Annotated in this window: 16 protein-coding genes and 1 tRNA gene; 9 read left to right on the top strand and 8 right to left on the bottom strand. The window is 67.7% G+C overall.

What is annotated here, in order from left to right:
* Positions 1-91: 91 nt before the first annotated feature.
* Positions 92-766 carry a Crp/Fnr family transcriptional regulator gene (locus tag ACQEWB_RS26400; protein ID WP_115906767.1) on the top strand — a complete coding sequence of 225 codons (675 nt, stop codon included), beginning with the start codon at positions 92-94 and terminating at the stop codon, positions 764-766.
* A 47-nt stretch (positions 767-813) separates the two neighbouring features.
* On the opposite strand, the gene ACQEWB_RS26395 is transcribed toward ACQEWB_RS26400, so the two are convergent.
* The 4 genes from ACQEWB_RS26395 to ACQEWB_RS26380 form a co-directional block, all read right to left on the bottom strand.
* Positions 814-1,644 (bottom strand): MBL fold metallo-hydrolase, encoded by an 831-nt coding sequence (locus tag ACQEWB_RS26395; RefSeq protein ID WP_432835080.1) that lies wholly within the window; start codon positions 1,642-1,644, stop codon positions 814-816.
* Between the two features lie 37 nt (positions 1,645-1,681).
* Positions 1,682-2,599: an NUDIX hydrolase gene (locus tag ACQEWB_RS26390; protein ID WP_432835078.1), complete on the bottom strand. Its 918-nt coding sequence runs from the start codon at positions 2,597-2,599 to the stop codon at positions 1,682-1,684.
* 61 nt (positions 2,600-2,660) lie between these two features.
* Complete coding sequence (locus ACQEWB_RS26385; RefSeq protein WP_432835076.1) at positions 2,661-3,128, bottom strand: RidA family protein; 468 nt, start codon at positions 3,126-3,128, stop codon at positions 2,661-2,663.
* Positions 3,128-3,286: a DUF4177 domain-containing protein gene (locus ACQEWB_RS26380; RefSeq protein ID WP_019992579.1), complete on the bottom strand. Its 159-nt coding sequence runs from the start codon at positions 3,284-3,286 to the stop codon at positions 3,128-3,130. The genes ACQEWB_RS26385 and ACQEWB_RS26380 overlap by 1 nt, the downstream gene beginning before the upstream one ends.
* Before the next feature lie 95 nt (positions 3,287-3,381).
* Between ACQEWB_RS26380 and ACQEWB_RS26375 the strand changes: the two genes are divergently transcribed.
* Together ACQEWB_RS26375 and ACQEWB_RS26370 are read left to right on the top strand one after the other, a co-directional pair.
* Positions 3,382-4,359 (top strand): ArsA family ATPase, encoded by a 978-nt coding sequence (locus ACQEWB_RS26375; RefSeq protein WP_432835073.1) that lies wholly within the window; start codon positions 3,382-3,384, stop codon positions 4,357-4,359.
* Positions 4,356-5,669: an ArsA family ATPase gene (locus ACQEWB_RS26370; RefSeq protein WP_432835070.1), complete on the top strand. Its 1,314-nt coding sequence runs from the start codon at positions 4,356-4,358 to the stop codon at positions 5,667-5,669. The genes ACQEWB_RS26375 and ACQEWB_RS26370 overlap by 4 nt, the downstream gene beginning before the upstream one ends.
* Positions 5,670-5,683: 14 nt before the next feature.
* Here the strand turns inward: ACQEWB_RS26370 and wblA are convergent, their stop codons facing one another.
* Positions 5,684-6,022, bottom strand: coding sequence for a transcriptional regulator WblA (gene wblA, locus ACQEWB_RS26365; RefSeq protein ID WP_232649554.1), 339 nt, complete (start codon positions 6,020-6,022; stop codon positions 5,684-5,686).
* A gap of 408 nt (positions 6,023-6,430) precedes the next feature.
* Here wblA and ACQEWB_RS26360 point away from each other — a divergent pair, with 408 nt between their 5' ends.
* Positions 6,431-8,698 (top strand): transglycosylase domain-containing protein, encoded by a 2,268-nt coding sequence (locus ACQEWB_RS26360; RefSeq protein ID WP_432835068.1) that lies wholly within the window; start codon positions 6,431-6,433, stop codon positions 8,696-8,698.
* Between the two features lie 137 nt (positions 8,699-8,835).
* On the opposite strand, the gene ACQEWB_RS26355 is transcribed toward ACQEWB_RS26360, so the two are convergent.
* Entirely contained in the window at positions 8,836-9,303 is a 468-nt protein-coding gene (locus ACQEWB_RS26355) for a GatB/YqeY domain-containing protein (protein WP_432835066.1), read from the bottom strand.
* Between the two features lie 154 nt (positions 9,304-9,457).
* Between ACQEWB_RS26355 and ACQEWB_RS26350 the strand changes: the two genes are divergently transcribed.
* The 5 genes from ACQEWB_RS26350 (at position 9,458) to ACQEWB_RS26330 (ending at position 13,589) form a co-directional block, all read left to right on the top strand.
* Positions 9,458-10,384, top strand: a complete 927-nt coding sequence (locus ACQEWB_RS26350) for a metallophosphoesterase (protein WP_432835064.1) — start codon at positions 9,458-9,460, stop codon at positions 10,382-10,384.
* A 545-nt stretch (positions 10,385-10,929) separates the two neighbouring features.
* Entirely contained in the window at positions 10,930-11,724 is a 795-nt protein-coding gene (locus ACQEWB_RS26345) for a Pr6Pr family membrane protein (RefSeq protein ID WP_432835062.1), read from the top strand.
* A 42-nt stretch (positions 11,725-11,766) separates the two neighbouring features.
* Positions 11,767-11,840, top strand: a tRNA-Pro gene (locus tag ACQEWB_RS26340).
* Positions 11,841-12,131: 291 nt separating this feature from the next.
* Positions 12,132-12,398, top strand: a complete 267-nt coding sequence (locus ACQEWB_RS26335) for a hypothetical protein (protein ID WP_432835060.1) — start codon at positions 12,132-12,134, stop codon at positions 12,396-12,398.
* 579 nt (positions 12,399-12,977) lie between these two features.
* Entirely contained in the window at positions 12,978-13,589 is a 612-nt protein-coding gene (locus tag ACQEWB_RS26330) for a hypothetical protein (protein ID WP_432835058.1), read from the top strand.
* 1,030 nt (positions 13,590-14,619) lie between these two features.
* Here the strand turns inward: ACQEWB_RS26330 and ACQEWB_RS26325 are convergent.
* Positions 14,620-14,859, bottom strand: a complete 240-nt coding sequence (locus ACQEWB_RS26325; protein WP_432835056.1) for a hypothetical protein — start codon at positions 14,857-14,859, stop codon at positions 14,620-14,622.
* Positions 14,856-15,368, bottom strand: a complete 513-nt coding sequence (locus ACQEWB_RS26320; RefSeq protein ID WP_432835054.1) for a hypothetical protein — start codon at positions 15,366-15,368, stop codon at positions 14,856-14,858. Before ACQEWB_RS26320 ends, ACQEWB_RS26325 begins: the two co-directional genes overlap by 4 nt.
* Positions 15,369-15,695: the final 327 nt, after the last annotated feature.

The raw sequence follows: 15,695 nt of genomic DNA, 5'->3' as shown, positions 1-15,695 counted from the left end.
ACTGTTTGGACCGTCCGGCAAAATGGGGAGCACGGTCCCCTGGTACCAAGGGGAGCAAGATCCCCTGAGCAGGTCGACAAGGAGAGAACTCGTGGACGACGTTCTGCGGCGGAACCCGCTCTTCGCGGCGCTCGATGACGAGCAGGCCGCGGAGCTCCGCGCCTCCATGAGTGAGGTGACCCTCGCGCGCGGTGACTCGCTCTTCCACGAGGGCGACCCCGGTGACCGGCTGTACGTCGTCACCGAGGGCAAGGTCAAGCTGCACCGCACCTCCCCCGACGGCCGCGAGAACATGCTCGCCGTCGTCGGCCCGAGTGAGCTGATCGGCGAGCTGTCACTGTTCGACCCGGGTCCGCGGACGGCCACCGCCACCGCGCTGACCGAGGTCAAGCTGCTGGGTCTCGGCCACGGCGACCTGCAGCCCTGGCTGAGCGCGCGGCCCGAGGTGGCGGGCGCCCTGCTGCGCGCCGTCGCGCGCCGGCTGCGCAAGACCAACGACGCGATGTCCGACCTGGTCTTCTCCGACGTCCCCGGCCGAGTGGCCCGAGCGCTCCTGGACCTGTCCCGCCGCTTCGGCGTGCAGTCCGAGGAGGGCATCCACGTCGTCCACGACCTGACGCAGGAGGAGCTGGCCCAGCTGGTCGGCGCGTCCCGCGAGACGGTCAACAAGGCGCTGGCCGACTTCGCGCAGCGGGGGTGGCTCCGCCTGGAGGCGCGTGCGGTGATCCTCCTGGACGTCGAAAGGCTCGCCAAGCGGTCTCGCTGACGGGCCGTTCTCCGGCGCCTCCGCGCGGCCACGCGTGCGTGCACGGCCTAGATCAGGCCGTGTTCCTCCAGGTAGTCCAGCTGTGCGCGTACCGACAGCTCGGCCGCCGGCCACAGGGAGCGGTCCACGTCCGCGTACACATGGGCGACGACCTCGGACGGGGTGCCGTAGCCGTCCTCGACGGCCGTCTCGACCTGGGCGAGCCGGTGGGCGCGGTGGGCGAGGTAGAACTCGACCGCGCCCTGGGCGTCCTCCAGGACCGGGCCGTGGCCGGGGAGCACCGTGTGGACGCCGTCGTCGACCGTGAGCGAGCGCAGCCGTCGTAGCGAGTCCAGATAGTCGCCCAGGCGGCCGTCGGGGTGCGCCACGACCGTCGTGCCGCGGCCCAGGATGGTGTCGCCGGTGAGGACGGCCCGGTCGGCCGGGAGATGGAAGCAGAGGGAGTCCGAGGTGTGGCCGGGGGTCGGTACGACCCTGAGCTCCAGGCCGCCGACCGTGACCACGTCTCCCGCGGCCAGCCCCTCGTCGCCGAGCCGCAGTGCCGGGTCCAGGGCCCGCACCTTCGTGCCGGTCAGCGCGGCGAAGCGGGCGGCGCCCTCCGCGTGGTCCGGGTGGCCGTGGGTGAGGAGGGTGAGCGCGACGCGCTTGCCGGCTTTCTCGGCCGTGTCGACGACGTTGCGCAGATGGCCTTCGTCCAGCGGCCCGGGGTCGACCACGACGGCCAGCTCGGAGTCCGGCTCGGCGAGGATCCAGGTGTTCGTGCCGTCGAGCGTCATCGCCGAGGCGTTGGGCGCCAGGACGTTGACGGCCCGCGGGGTGGCGGGGCCGGTGAGGACCCCGCCGCGCGGCTGGCCGGGGAGGGCTGCGGCGTCCGTCATGCGAGGAGACCTTTCGGGGCGGCCGGAGCGGCGTCGGTCATGCGGAGGCTCCCCCGGCCGGGAGGTCGGTCGGAGCCTCCGCCGACGGTGCCGGCGAGCTGTCGGTCGGAATGTGCTTGGTGAACTCGTCGTGCCCCGGCCAGGTCAGCACGATCTCGTCGTCCTCCAGACGGGCCTTCGCCAGTACGGCGGTCATGTCGCGGTCGGGGGCCGCGGCGAGCGTCTCGGCGGCCGAGGCGTACGGGGCCAGTTGGCGCAGGGTCGCGATGGTGGGCGGCATCATCAGCAGCTCGCCCTTGTCGTAGCCGTCGGCGGCCTCTCCCGGCCGGGTCCACACCGTGCGGTCGGCCTCCGTGGAGGCGTTGCGGGTGCGCTGGCCGTGCGGGAGGGCGGCGACGAAGAAGAACGTGTCGTAGCGGCGGGTCTCGAACTCCGGGGTGATCCAGCGGGTCCAGGCACCGAGCAGGTCGGAGCGCAGGACCAGGCCGCGGCGGTCCAGGAACTCGGCGAAGGAGAACTCGCGGGCGACCAGGGCCGCGCGGTCCGCCTCCCAGTCCTCGCCCGTGGTGTCGCCGACCACGGAGTCGGCGGCGGGCCCGGCGAGCAGGACGCCCGCCTCCTCGTACGTCTCCCGGACGGCGGCGCAGACGATCGCCTGGGCGGCCGCCTCGTCCACACCGAGGCGCTGGGCCCACCACGCGCGCGTGGGGCCCGCCCAGCGGATCTGGTGCTCGTCGTCGCGCGGGTCGACGCCGCCGCCCGGATACGCGTACGCGCCTCCGGCGAAGGCCATGGAGGCGCGTCTGCGCAGCATGTGGACGGCGGGGCCGCCGTCGGTGTCCTTCAGGAGCATGACGGTGGCCGCGCGCTTGGGAACGACCGGGGTGAGCGTGCCCTCGGCGAGCGCACGGATGCGTTCCGGCCAGTCCTGCGGAAACCACTGCCCATTCGCCATGGGCGGAGGCTATCCCGTGGTGCGCGAATGTTCGAGAGGTGCCCGACGGCCGTACCAGGGCCTACGCCTCGGTGAGCTCCACCTGGATCTCGACCTCGACCGGCGCGTCCAGCGGCAGCACCGCCACGCCGACCGCACTGCGCGCGTGCACGCCCTTGTCGCCGAGGACCTGGCCGAGCAGCTCGCTCGCGCCGTTGATCACGCCGGGCTGGCCGGTGAAGTCGGAGGCCGAGGCGACGAAGCCGACGACCTTCACCACGCGCGCGATGCGGTCCAGGTCGCCGGTGACGGACTTGACCGCGGCCAGGGCGTTCAGCGCGCAGGTGCGGGCGAGCTCCTTGGCCTCCTCGGCGGTGACCTCGCCGCCGACCTTGCCGGTGACGGGCAGCTTGCCCTCGACCATGGGGAGCTGGCCGGACGTGTAGACGTACACACCCGACTGAACGGCCGGCTGATAGGCGGCCAGCGGCGGAACGACCTCCGGCAGGCTCAGCCCCAGCTCGCCGAGCCTCGCCTCGACGGCGCCCATTACGGCTTCTCCCGCTTCAGGTAGGCCACCAGCTGCTCGGGGTTGTTCGGCCCGGGCACGACCTGAACGAGCTCCCACCCGTCCTCGCCCCAGGTGTCCAGAATCTGCTTCGTGGCGTGGACGAGCAGAGGCACGGTTGCGTATTCCCACTTGGTCATGTGGCCGACTTTAGCCGCTGCCCGGGTACGTCCTGTGGTCGCGTTGTCCACAGGCTGTCGCTTGGTTGGCACACGGACTGGTTAGGCTCGAAGACGTGAGCAGGCTCCAGGTCGTCAGCGGCAAGGGCGGGACCGGAAAGACCACGGTCGCCGCCGCCCTCGCGTTGGCCCTCGCGACCGAGGGGAAGCGGACGCTTCTCGTCGAGGTCGAGGGCCGGCAGGGCATCGCGCAGCTCTTCGAGACGGAAGCGCTGCCCTACGAGGAGCGGAAGATCGCCGTCGCTCCAGGGGGCGGGGAGGTGTACGCCCTCGCCATCGACCCCGAACTGGCCCTTCTGGACTACCTCCAGATGTTCTACAAGCTCGGGAGCGCGGGCAGAGCCCTGAAGAAGCTCGGCGCGATCGACTTCGCCACCACCGTCGCGCCCGGCCTCAGGGACGTACTCCTGACCGGGAAGGCGTGCGAGGCGGTGCGCAGGAAGGACAAGGCCGGACGGTTCGCGTACGACTACGTGGTCATGGACGCGCCGCCCACCGGCCGCATCACGCGGTTCCTGAACGTGAACGACGAGGTGGCGGGCCTCGCGAAGATAGGGCCGATACACAATCAGGCGCAGGCCGTGATGCGGGTGCTGAAGTCCAAGGAGACGGCCGTGCACCTGGTCACGCTCCTGGAGGAGATGCCGGTCCAGGAGACCGCGGACGGCATCGCCGAGCTGCGCGCGGCCAAGCTGCCGGTGGGCCGGATCATCGTCAACATGGTGCGGCCCGAGGTGTTGGACGCGACCGATCTGGAACTCGTCCGGGGCGTGCCGCGTTCTTCTGTCGCGAAGGCGCTGTCGGCGGCGGGCCTGGGCGGCGCGCGGCGCGGTGGGAACGCCGAGAAGCTGGTCGCCCCGCTGCTCCAGCAGGCGGAGGAGTACGCCGAGCGGTACGCGCTGGAGCACGAACAGCGGTCGGTCCTCGCCGAGCTGGGCCTGCCGCTGCACGAACTGCCGCTGCTCGTCGAGGGCATGGACCTGGCGGGGCTGTACGAGCTGGCCACGGAGCTGCGGAAGCAGGGGATGTCATGAGTGCGAACCCGACAGGAGACCAGGACGGCGCCCGCCAGCACCGCCTCTCCCCCGCGCGCGTGCTCGACGTCGACCCGCTGATCGACGACCCGCAGACCCGGATCGTGGTGTGCTGCGGCTCGGGCGGGGTCGGCAAGACCACCACCGCGGCGGCCCTCGGGCTCAGGGCCGCCGAGCGCGGGCGCAAGGTGGTCGTGCTGACCATCGACCCGGCCCGCCGGCTCGCCCAGTCCATGGGCATCGACTCGCTCGACAACACGCCGCGCAAGGTGAAGGGCGTGGACGGCGACGGCGAACTGCACGCCATGATGCTCGACATGAAGCGCACCTTCGACGAGATCGTCGAGGCGCACGCGGACCACGAGCGGGCGGCCGCGATCCTGTCGAACCCCTTCTACCAGTCGCTCTCGGCGGGCTTCGCGGGCACGCAGGAGTACATGGCGATGGAGAAGCTCGGGCAGCTGCGGGCCCGGGACGAGTGGGACCTGATCGTCGTCGACACCCCGCCGTCCCGTTCGGCGCTGGACTTCCTGGACGCGCCCAAGCGGCTCGGCTCGTTCCTCGACGGCCGGCTGATCCGGCTGCTGACCGCGCCGGCCAAGCTCGGCGGCCGCGCGGGGATGAAGTTCCTGAACGTCGGGATGTCGATGATGACCGGCACCCTCGGCAAGCTGCTGGGCGGCCAACTCCTCAAGGACGTCCAGACGTTCGTGGCCGCGATGGACACGACCTTCGGTGGGTTCCGCACGCGCGCGGACGCCACGTACAAGCTGCTGCAGGCGCCCGGGACGGCGTTCCTCGTGGTCGCGGCGCCGGAGCGGGACGCACTGCGCGAGGCCGCGTACTTCGTGGAGCGGCTGGCGGCCGAGGACATGCCGCTGGCCGGACTGGTGCTCAACCGGGTCCACGGCAGCGGCGCCGACCGGTTGTCGGCCGAGCGTGCGCTCGCCGCCGCGGAAAATCTTGTGGACCCCCGCATTGTGGATCAGGACGGCGGGAAAGCTGGACTTCGTAACTCTCCCGACACGTACGGCAGTTCAGAATCTCCCGCATCCGAGCCCCACTCCCCCGGGGCGGATCGGGACGTCGACCAGCTCACCGCGGGCCTGTTGAGGCTGCACGCCGAGCGTATGCAGCTGCTCTCCCGCGAGCAGCGCACGCGCGACCGTTTCACGGCACGCCACCCCGAGGTGGCGGTGGCCGAAGTGGCCGCGCTGCCCGGCGACGTACACGACCTCGCAGGACTGCGGAACATCGGCGACCGGCTCGCGGCCAACCGGCCGGAGCTGCCCGAGGCTGCCGTCGAGTGAGTTGAGGGGTGGCCTCAGCTCACCGCCGCGTAGTTCTCGTACATCTCGTCGTCGTCGAGCGGCAGGATGCCCACGCCGCGCTCGTACTCCACACGAGCCGTCTCGAGCAGCCGGCGCCAGGAGGTGACGGTGGGTCGCCTGCGCAGCAGTGCGCGGCGCTCCCGCTCCGTCATGCCTCCCCACACGCCGAACTCGACGCGGTTGTCGAGCGCATCGGCCAGGCATTCGGTGCGTACCGGACATCCGGTGCACACCGCCTTGGCCCTGTTCTGCGCTGCTCCCTGAACGAACAGTTCATCCGGATCGGTAGTGCGGCAGGCGGCCTGCGCACTCCAGTCGGTTACCCAGCCCATACCGGCGCCGTCCTCTCCCGAATCGAGGCTCCCCCACGGCGGCAGCGGCATATTCACCGCCGCCAGTTGAGGACGTTACGGAAGGTGGGCACAGCGCAACACCCCCTTCGGGCCCAATCTTGAATGGCCCGAACGGACTATGCGTAAGCGGCAGATCACCCGGGGGAGTGAGCTGGTGACATGCGTGACCTTCCCGGCAAACCGGGACAGTTCCATGGAGTCACAACGGACACCGCCCGACACACAAGGCGGATTCGGACACGTCCCCACCAAAAAAGTTGGGGAACCTCCGGAACGATTCGGGGTCGCCGGACGTATTGATACGTGGCCCTACTGCTGTGACAGTTGAGAGCAGCTTAGGCCAAGGCCTTGACGTGTGTCCGGCGAATGAGAACGTAGGCTGCCCTCATGCCAAAGAAGCGCTCGGGCGGTGGTCTGTCGCCAACGCAGCAGGCCGCCAAGTTCCTCGGTGTCAGTGTGCTCGCAGGAGCCGTCATGGCCGGCATCGCGCTGCCCGCCTTCGGCGCGCTGGGGCTCGCGGCCAAGGGATCGGTGGAGAGCTTCGACGAGCTCCCGGCCAACCTCAAGACCCCGCCGCTGAGTCAGCGCACCACGATCCTCGACGCCGACGGCGGCCAGATCGCCACGGTGTACTCGCGCGACCGCACGGTGGTCCCCCTCAAGGACATGTCGCCGTACATGCAGAAGGCGATCGTCGCGATCGAGGACTCGCGCTTCTACCAGCACGGCGCGATCGACCTGAAGGGCGTGCTGCGCGCCCTCAACAAGAACGTGCAGAGCAGCGGGGTCGCCCAGGGCGCCTCCACGCTCACCCAGCAGCTCGTGAAGAACGTGGCCATCGAGGAGGCCGGCGACGACCCGACGAAGGTCGCGCAGGCCACCCAGCAGACCCTCGGCCGCAAGATCAAGGAGCTGAAGTACGCGATCCAGCTCGAGGAAGAGCTCGGCAAGAAGAAGATCCTCGAGAACTACCTGAACATCACGTTCTTCGGCGAGCAGGCCTACGGCGTCGAGGCCGCGTCCCAGCGCTACTTCTCCAAGCACGCCAAGGACCTCAACGTCCAGCAGGCGGCGCTGCTCGCGGGCATCGTCCAGTCGCCGACCCGGTACGACCCGGTCAACGACTCCACTGAGGCCACCAAGCGCCGTAACGTCGTGCTCCAGCGCATGGCCGACATGGGCGACATCTCGCAGGCGGAGGCCGACAAGGCCAAGAAGACGCCGCTGGGCCTGAACCCGAGCCAGCCGAAGAACGGCTGCATCACCGCGGTCAAGGGCGCCGGCTTCTTCTGCGACTACGTGCGCGAGGTCTTCCTGACCGACCCGATCTTCGGCAAGACCAAGGAAGCCCGGGCGAAGGTCTGGAACCAGGGCGGTCTGACGATCCGTACGACCCTCGACCCGCAGTCGCAGGAGTCGGTCCAGTCGTCGATCAAGGAGCACGTCTACAAGAGCGACGCGGTCGCCACCGCCGCCACCATCGTCGAGCCCGGCACCGGCAAGATCCTGGCGATGGGCCAGTCGCGGCCGTACGGCTTCGGCAAGCACGAGACGCAGATCAACCTGTCGGTCAACGCGTCGATGGGCGGTGGCGCCGGCTACCAGCCCGGTTCGACGTTCAAGCCGATCGTGGCCGCGGCCGCCATCGAGGGCGGCACGCCGGCGACGCAGCAGTACTCCTCGCCGTACGAGATGGACTACCCGGCGCCGGTCTCCGCCTGTGACGGCAGGACCTGGGACGAGAAGGGCGTCAAGCTCACGAACGAGAGCGAGTCGGAACACGGCCCGTACTCGATGAAGGAGGCGACCGCCAAGTCGGTCAACACCTACTACGTGCAGCTGATCAGCGACATCGGCATCTGCCCGGTGACCACGATGGCACAGAAGATGGGCGTCCAGCGGGCCGACGGCAAGACGCTCCAGCAGGCGCCCTCCATCGCGCTCGGCACCCAGGAGATGTCCCCGCTGACCATGGCGAACGCGTACGCGACCTTCGCCTCGCGCGGCATGTACTGCACGCCGATCGCCATCGAGTCGATCACCCAGACCGTCGGCACTCAGAAGAAGTCCTTCGAGGTGCCGAAGTCGACCTGCTCGCGCGCCATGTCGGAGAAGACCGCCGACACCGTGACGACGCTGCTGAAGGGCGTGGTCGAGGACGGTACGGGTACCCAGGCCGGCCTCAGCGACCGCCCGAGCGCCGGTAAGACCGGTACGACGGACAACCGCTACGCGGCCTGGTTCGTCGGCTTCACGCCGAACATGGCGGGCGCGGTCTGGGTCGGCGACCCGGCCCACGAGCGCCAGATGAAGAACATCACCATCGGCGGCGTCTGGAACGAGAAGGTCTACGGCGGCCAGGTCCCGGGCCCGATCTGGCGCGACATGATGACCGGCGCACTGGAAGGGCATGCGGTCGAGAACTTCAACCTCGTCAACATCCCCGACGCCAACAAGGGCAAGGGGAACGGCAACGACGACGGCGACAACGGTGACAACGGCGGCACCACCGACGGCGGCCAGAACGACGGCGGCACGGACACCGGCGGCACCGACACGGGCGGCACCAGCTTCCCGACGCCCACCTTCTCCATCCCGGACAACCTGTTCCAGGGCACCAGCAACGGGAACGGCAACGGGGGAGGGCGCGGCTAGCGCAGCGGCCGGCTCAGCAGGCGGCGGCGCGGCCGACGCCGTGCGTTGAATACGCCGACGGCCCCTTTCTCCTCGTAGAAGAGAAGTCTCTACGAGGAGAAAGGGGCCGTTCGTCTGCTCGTCCGGCCTCGGGTCGGTCAGCCGGCCAGGAGCCTCTTGACGACCGCGGCGACCCGGCCGCCCTCGGCCAGGCCCGCGACCTTCGGGTTCACGATCTTCATGACGGCGCCCATGGCCCGCGGCCCCTCGGCGCCGGCCGCCTTCGCCTCCTCGACGGCCGCGGCGACGATCCCGTCCAGCTCCTCGTCGCTGAGCTGCTTCGGCAGGTACTCGGCGAGGACCTCGCCCTCCGCCTTCTCCCGCTCCGCGCTCTCGGCACGACCGCCCTGCGCGAAGGCGTCGGCCGCCTCGCGGCGCTTCTTCGCCTCCTTGGTGATCACCTTGAGGACCTCGTCGTCGGAGAGCTCCCGCTTCTCCTTGCCGGCGACCTCCTCCTTGGTGATCGCGGTGAGCGTCAGCCGGAGCGTCGAGGAGCGGAGCTCGTCGCGCGCCTTGATCGCGGTGTTGAGGTCGTCCTGGAGCTTCGACTTGAGGGTGGTGGTCATGAGTTTGATTGTCGCAGGTGTACGAGGGCCGACGCCCGTTCATTTAAAGGGCCGTGGGGCGCCGGCTGGATCCTCGGCCGGATCCCCGGCTGGGGCGCCGGCGACGAAGGGGTGGTGGGCTCGGCCGGTCCCGCGGGTCTGACACGATGGAGATATGCGCGCTCGATACGGAGTACCTCTGGGGATCGCGGCGGCCGGTGCCGCCGGTGTGGCTTACGCGGCGGGGTTCGAGGCCCGTTCCTTCCGCCTCCGACGGGTCACGGTGCCCGTCCTGCCCAGAGGGATGCGTCCCCTGCGCCTCCTCCAGGTCTCCGACATCCACATGGTCGGCGGCCAGCGCAAGAAGCAGCGCTGGCTGCGCTCGCTGGCGGGCCTGCGCCCCGACTTCGTGATCAACACGGGCGACAACCTGTCCGACCCGGAGGGCATCCCTGAGGTCCTGGACTCGCTGGGCCCCCTGATGGAGTTCCCGGGCGCGTACGTCTTCGGTTCGAACGACTACTACGGCCCCAAGCCCCGTAACCCCGCCCGGTATCTCCTGGAGAAGGTCCAGGGCCGCCACGGCCTGAACGGCAACCCGCCGCCGGTCAACGTGCCCCGCAACCCCTGGGAGGACCTGCGGGACGGCTTCGACGCGGCGGGCTGGCTGAATCTGACGAACACGCGGGGCACGCTGAAGATCGACGGGATGTCGCTGGAACTGACGGGACTGGACGACCCGCACATCAAGCGCGACCGCTACACCCAGGTGGCGGGCGGCCCCTCGGCCGGCGCGGACTTCTCGATGGGCGTGGTCCACGCCCCGTACCTCCGCGTCCTCGACGCCTTCACGGCGGACTCGTACCCCCTGATCCTGGCCGGCCACACCCACGGCGGCCAGGTCTGCATCCCCTTCTACGGCGCCCTGGTCACCAACTGCGACCTCGACACGGACCGTGTGAAGGGACTGTCCCGGCATCGGGCGGAGGGCCGGACGTCGTATCTGCATGTGTCGGCGGGGTGCGGGACGAATCGGTATACGCCGGTGCGGATTGCTTGTCCGCCGGAGGTTACGTTGATGACGTTGGTGGAGCGGGGGTAGGTGGGGTCGGGCTTCGGGGTGCGGGTGGGGCTGCGCTTCGGGGTGGCGGGCCTGTGCTTCGGGGTGGGTGCGGCTGCGCTTCGAGGTGGCGGGCCTGTGCTTCGGAGTGGGTGCGGCTGCGCTTCGAGGTGTGAGGGGCAGGGTGTGTGGTGTGTTGGGTGTGAGGGGCGGAGCTCGGGTCGGCGGCGTGCCGGTGCGGGAGGGCGGGGTGTATGCGCCTCGCCGGGTGTGGGAGGGCGGGGGTACGCGTCCGGTGCGGGGCGCGGTGTGTACGGCGCCCGGTGAAGGAGGGCGGCGTGTACGGCGCCCGGTGCGGGGGCGCGGGATGTGCGGCACGCGGGGTGGAGGCACGCGGGGTGTACGGCGCGCTGGTGGAGGGTCGTGTGGGGTGTACGGCGTCGGGTGCGGGGCTTGAAACTCCGTGCGCGGGGCTTGAACGCGGTGCGAGGTTTGGACACGCTGCGGGGCTTGGGCACGGTGCGGTGACGTAACCCGCACGGCCCGCCCACGTCGCCCCATATGCCGGAGTTGCCTAGCTTGAGGGCATGACCGCCCCGATACCCAGGGACATCCCGGACCTCCCCGCGGTCCCGGGCGTGCCCGCGCTACTGCCCTCACCCGTCCCCGCCACGGCGGTGGTGGCCCCCGTACGGCGGCGCCTCGCCGCCTCGTACCGCCTCCTGGTCGCCCTCGCGGCGGCTGCGGCCGTGACGATCGAGCTGCTGCTCGGCAGCCCAGTCCGCGTCCTGAGCTACTTCACGATCCAGAGCAACATGCTCCTGGCCCTGATCCTCACCCTCTCGGCGCGCCGCGCCTGGACGGCCCGCCGCCCACTCCCGTCGGCCGTGACGGGCGCGGCCCTCCTCTACGTGGTGATCACGGGGTTGGTGTACCACTTCCTCCTGGCGAACGCCTCGAGCCCCTTCTCCATGACAACTGGGCCGGGCGAGACGGCTCCCCCCACCGGCTGGCACTGGGTCACGAACCAGGTCCTGCACACGGCGGTCCCGATCGCCGCCGTACTGGACTGGCTCCTCCTGACCGCCCCCGGCCACCTGCACCTCCGCCAGGCAGCGACCTGGCTCCTCTACCCGCTCGCCTACCTGGCCTTCTCCTTCGGGCGAGGCGAGCTGATCCTCCCCGGCACGCCAGGCCGCTACCTGTACCCGTTCCTGGACGTGGATCTACACGGCTACAAGAGCGTCCTGGGCAACGCCCTCCTCCTCGGCCTCGCCCTCTACGCCCTGGCCATCCTCCTGATCGCCCTCGACCACGCCCGCCCGAACCCCGTCCGCCACCGCGCCAAAACCGGATTTCGCCTACAGCCACCGGTGGGCTAAAGTAAACGACGTCGCCGCGACAAGCAGCACCAGCAGCGACATCGGGGTGTAGCGCAGCTTGGCAGCGCGCTTCGTTCGGGACGAAGAGGTCGTGGGTTCAAATCCCGCCACCCCGACGCTGGTCAGAGGGCCAATCGCATGATCGCGATTGGCCCTCTGTCATGCTCGGGGGCCAAACGGGGGGCCAAACGAAGCAGATCAAGATCAGCATCACTTCAGCCACCGGAAGCGCGGGGTCCCCCCGAACGCTTCGAGTGCTGCGGCCAACAGTTCAGCTTCGGCAGACAAATCCTCACCCTCGGCCTCGCGCGGGCCCGCCGTGCCGACCACATGGGATCGTCATCCGGCGGCCGTCCAGAGGTCCGGACAGGTCCCTTGAGCCGTTCGCTTGTCTGAAGGCGAACGGCGTGTATGAGAACATCACGAGCCTCTTCGATCGGGCGGCGCAACTCAAGCCATGCGTCCTGCCCCATCCGGTCTCCGCGAATGTCCCAGTCGGCACGCCAGAACGCTTCGTCAAGGGCGTAAGCCGCCTCGACAACGGGTTTCTTGCATACGAAAGCGACCTCGGCCAGCGCCTGATTCCATGGGGCCCAATGCAGATCGGGCATCTGGTAACGGCGTATAAGCGCCATAGCGTCGTATATAAGGGCGTACTCCTTCATAAGGTGTGAGCAGGCTTTCACCTGTTCTGCCCGTGTCCACTGGCGATCCCCGCTTCGAGCCGTGAGCCAAGCCCCAACCATGACGCCGACAAGCGCGAAGCCGCTAGTTAACAGTGCTGGAGCCACCTTGCCCATCTGAACATCCCTCGCCCCACAGCAACCGTCTGGAAACGTAGACAGCGTCCTTCGCCATTCGGAGCCGCTCCCACCGAAGCTGATCCGAATGGCGAGCGAAGACCAATATCACTAACAGGCCTGTGCCCAGTGCATTGAGACGAAGGGTCCTAGGCCACTGTGCCATCATCGTCAATAGCGAAGATCTCGTCCATGGCTTCGGCTCCCTGTGTAATGACCGGCCGTAGTTGCTTACGGTAGACAGCTTCCGTCGTCGCCTGACTCGTGTGCCCGACAAGCTGAGCGATGCGCTCCAACGGGATGCCGTGATCGGAGAGCGGCTGGCTCGCCCTACTCGTCGGCTGCGTCGAGTACGACACAGGCGCACGCCACGCTGCCGAGTCGACGCGACAGGCAGCGCTCTCGCTCGCGACCGAGGCCGACCACGCGGAAGTCGCCGGGTGGGCACACGAGATGCGAGCATGGTTCGCACTCACGACCGGCGACTACCGCGGCGTTATTGCGGCGGCACGCGCCGGAGCCGAGACGGCGCAGCACCACAGCGTGGCCGTGCAGCTCGCAGCCCAGGAGGCCAAAGCGTGGGCAAGGATCGGCGACCGCCGCCAAGTCGAGGTGGCCTTGGACAAGGGCCGGCAGTTGCTCGAAGGGATGCCCTACCCCGAGAACCTGGACAACCACTTCGTGGTGGACCCAGCCAAGTTCGACTTCTACGCAATGGACTGCTACCGCCTGGTCGGTGAGGACAAGCTCGCGCGCACGCTCGCCGAAGAAGTGCTGAGGGCGGGAACAGACTTCGACGGCACAGAGCGCTCGCCAATGCGCAACGCGGAAGCGCGGGTCACGCTCGGAGTCACTGCGGCACGTGAGGGCGACTTGGAGCAGGCACTCATCATGGGCGAACGAGCCCTCGAAGGGGACCGGCAGTCAGTGCCATCGCTCATCATGACCAGCCGCGAACTCGCTGCCGAGATGCGGCGCCGATACAGCTCGGAACCAGCAGCGCAGGACTACCTCACTCGGTTGCGTACGCTCGCCGAAGAAAAACCTGGGTTCTTGCCGCGTTGAACTGCTGTCACTGCTATCACTGCAGCATTGCGGTCGGGCTCACGGCCTTCGAGCCCCGCCCCTCAGAAGAGGAGCTTGAGTCCTGGCTCAACCCGCCGCCTACTGTCATGCTGGGGCCTAGCCAGTGCGACCCGATGAAATCAAGGGGGCGGGGCACATGGTGCTTTGGCAGGCATGTATATGGGGCCTTGTGGGCGCTGGTGCCGTCGAGGCATGGGACCTACACACGGCAATTCGCCAGGCGAAGGGCTTCCCGTGGAAAGGGAAGGATCCCCTCACACTCGCTGAGTACCTCGTCTCAGTAGTCATCCGGATGGGCCTAGGCGCTGGCTTAGGCGCCGCTTTCGCGCAGACCGGGCAAGTATCGGGAGCCGTGGGTTTCGTCGCCATCGGTGTTGCGGCCCCAAAGGTCCTCGAACAGCTCGGCGTTCAGGGGCACTCTCAGTCCGCAGCAAGAAATCCCTCCCCGCAGATCGACCGAGATGCCATGTCGCCAGCGCTGGCCTTGGGGGGCGTCGCTACGGCATCAGAGGGTACTGTATCAGCCGATTTGAGAGAGGGAGAATCTACCAATGCCCGTTGATCGTGGTTCTTTCCCCGCCAATGTATGGGCAAACGTCACTCGATCGGGTGGCGTGTTTGGTCAAAACGTAAGTTACCAAGGCGGGCTAAGCGAAGAACTTTCTGGGCGTCTAGCTGAACTTCGACAGCTACTGATGGAGCACCGAGAAGGAGTAGCCGATAGAGAGCAGATGCTAGACATGATTTCCGAGCTAGAGAATCAGCTAACAGACCCGCAGCCAAACCGGACTGTCATTCACAGCCTCCTAACCGCGTTGGTGGCCGGATCAGAAGGCGTTTCCGCGGTCGTTGCATCTGTGAGCGGTATTACCCAACTCGTTTCGAGGCTGCTATAGGAATCTTCGCTTTCCGCCGACCTCGTTGGCGCGAGGACTTAAGGCACATCCGGGCGCATCGTGAACCCAGACGGATTCTGTAGATAATACCTGTTAAGGACACCTGACAAGAATCAGTCATCAGGAGATGACCGCGTGGTGTCGATCGCTTCATCCTGCGTCTTCTCATTGACATGCTTTTGCGTTAGTCGCCTGATACGTTCCGCTTCCATTTCACGGACATGTCGCTCCACATCTTGTTGGGCCTGCTTGCTTGCCCTGGTGGAAAAATAAATGGTTATCAAGGCCCCAATTGCCGCAACCAGACTCGCCCCAATAGTGCCGAGTAGCGACACATACTCCGTAAGCTTCACGGCGTCGCCTCCAGTTCACAGAGATACGTGCTGAACCCGGTACTTACGAGAGTAACAATCAATAGAATCAGAGACTGCACGCCAAGCGCATGCGTATCAACGCCTTGCTGGTCGGTGCCAGCGGCGAGAAATGTAACCAAGGCAAGCATCACAATATTGAAGACGCTCCAGAACTTAAGCGCTCCCGGCATCTTTCCTTCTGTACGCATGAGTGCTTGCCCGATAGCCGTAGCAGTTAACCCCATACAAACAATGTAAAGGTCTGCCCTGCTGGCCAGCTCAAACAGGCCGAGATTTTTATGATTCTTCTGAGTTAAATCCTGAAGGAATCTTGCAACCGTCGGAAGTACAGCAAAAATGACGGCAAATACAAACCACATGCCAAGCTTCTCTAGGGCAATTTGGCGTGCCGATTTATCCTGTTCCTGTACACCCTCACCGGGGGTGCTTGGTTCAGCGGTGCCCGCCTGGGCGCCTTCTCCTGACGGCGACGTTGACGCGGTTGACATACGACCCCCGCTACCCCCTACCTGCAACTGCCCAAAACGAGACAGCGTTGGACTTAGCAGCATAGCGGCAGAGGGCCCGCGACCGGACCCACATCAAGGAGGTTCCAACGCCGATTGAAGCCCTGCTGCTGAGCCCTACAGACCGTTCCCGTGGGGGCCAAACAGGGGGCCAAACGGTGCAGCCGCACGAGGACCGTCCCGGACAGTAATGGACTGATCCGAAGGCGAACGAGCAGGTCAGTATCCTCGAAGCAAGGTCAAAAAGGGCCCGATCGCGTTCGGGACGAAGAGGTCGTGGGTTCAAATCCCGCCACCCCGACAGTGAAG

Origin of the sequence: Streptomyces sp. CA-249302, from assembly GCF_050936785.1 — a bacterium.
Lineage (GTDB): Bacteria > Actinomycetota > Actinomycetes > Streptomycetales > Streptomycetaceae > Streptomyces.
Note: the sequence above shows the minus strand (reverse complement) of the source record. Positions and strands in the feature narration are given on the sequence as shown.

What these genes read in the sequence shown, in the direction of transcription:
- ACQEWB_RS26395 (WP_432835080.1), bottom strand. Translation starts at nt 1,644, where the DNA reads ATGACGGACGCCGCAGCCCTCCCCGGCCAGCCGCGCGGCGGGGTCCTC.
- ACQEWB_RS26390 (WP_432835078.1), bottom strand. Translation starts at nt 2,599, where the DNA reads ATGGCGAATGGGCAGTGGTTTCCGCAGGACTGGCCGGAACGCATCCGT.
- ACQEWB_RS26385 (WP_432835076.1), bottom strand. Translation starts at nt 3,128, where the DNA reads ATGGGCGCCGTCGAGGCGAGGCTCGGCGAGCTGGGGCTGAGCCTGCCG.
- ACQEWB_RS26380 (WP_019992579.1), bottom strand. Translation starts at nt 3,286, where the DNA reads ATGACCAAGTGGGAATACGCAACCGTGCCTCTGCTCGTCCACGCCACG.
- ACQEWB_RS26370 (WP_432835070.1), top strand. Translation starts at nt 4,356, where the DNA reads ATGAGTGCGAACCCGACAGGAGACCAGGACGGCGCCCGCCAGCACCGC.
- wblA (WP_232649554.1), bottom strand. Translation starts at nt 6,022, where the DNA reads ATGGGCTGGGTAACCGACTGGAGTGCGCAGGCCGCCTGCCGCACTACC.
- ACQEWB_RS26360 (WP_432835068.1), top strand. Translation starts at nt 6,431, where the DNA reads ATGCCAAAGAAGCGCTCGGGCGGTGGTCTGTCGCCAACGCAGCAGGCC.
- ACQEWB_RS26355 (WP_432835066.1), bottom strand. Translation starts at nt 9,303, where the DNA reads ATGACCACCACCCTCAAGTCGAAGCTCCAGGACGACCTCAACACCGCG.
- ACQEWB_RS26350 (WP_432835064.1), top strand. Translation starts at nt 9,458, where the DNA reads ATGCGCGCTCGATACGGAGTACCTCTGGGGATCGCGGCGGCCGGTGCC.
- ACQEWB_RS26345 (WP_432835062.1), top strand. Translation starts at nt 10,930, where the DNA reads ATGACCGCCCCGATACCCAGGGACATCCCGGACCTCCCCGCGGTCCCG.
- ACQEWB_RS26330 (WP_432835058.1), top strand. Translation starts at nt 12,978, where the DNA reads ATGCGAGCATGGTTCGCACTCACGACCGGCGACTACCGCGGCGTTATT.
- ACQEWB_RS26320 (WP_432835054.1), bottom strand. Translation starts at nt 15,368, where the DNA reads ATGTCAACCGCGTCAACGTCGCCGTCAGGAGAAGGCGCCCAGGCGGGC.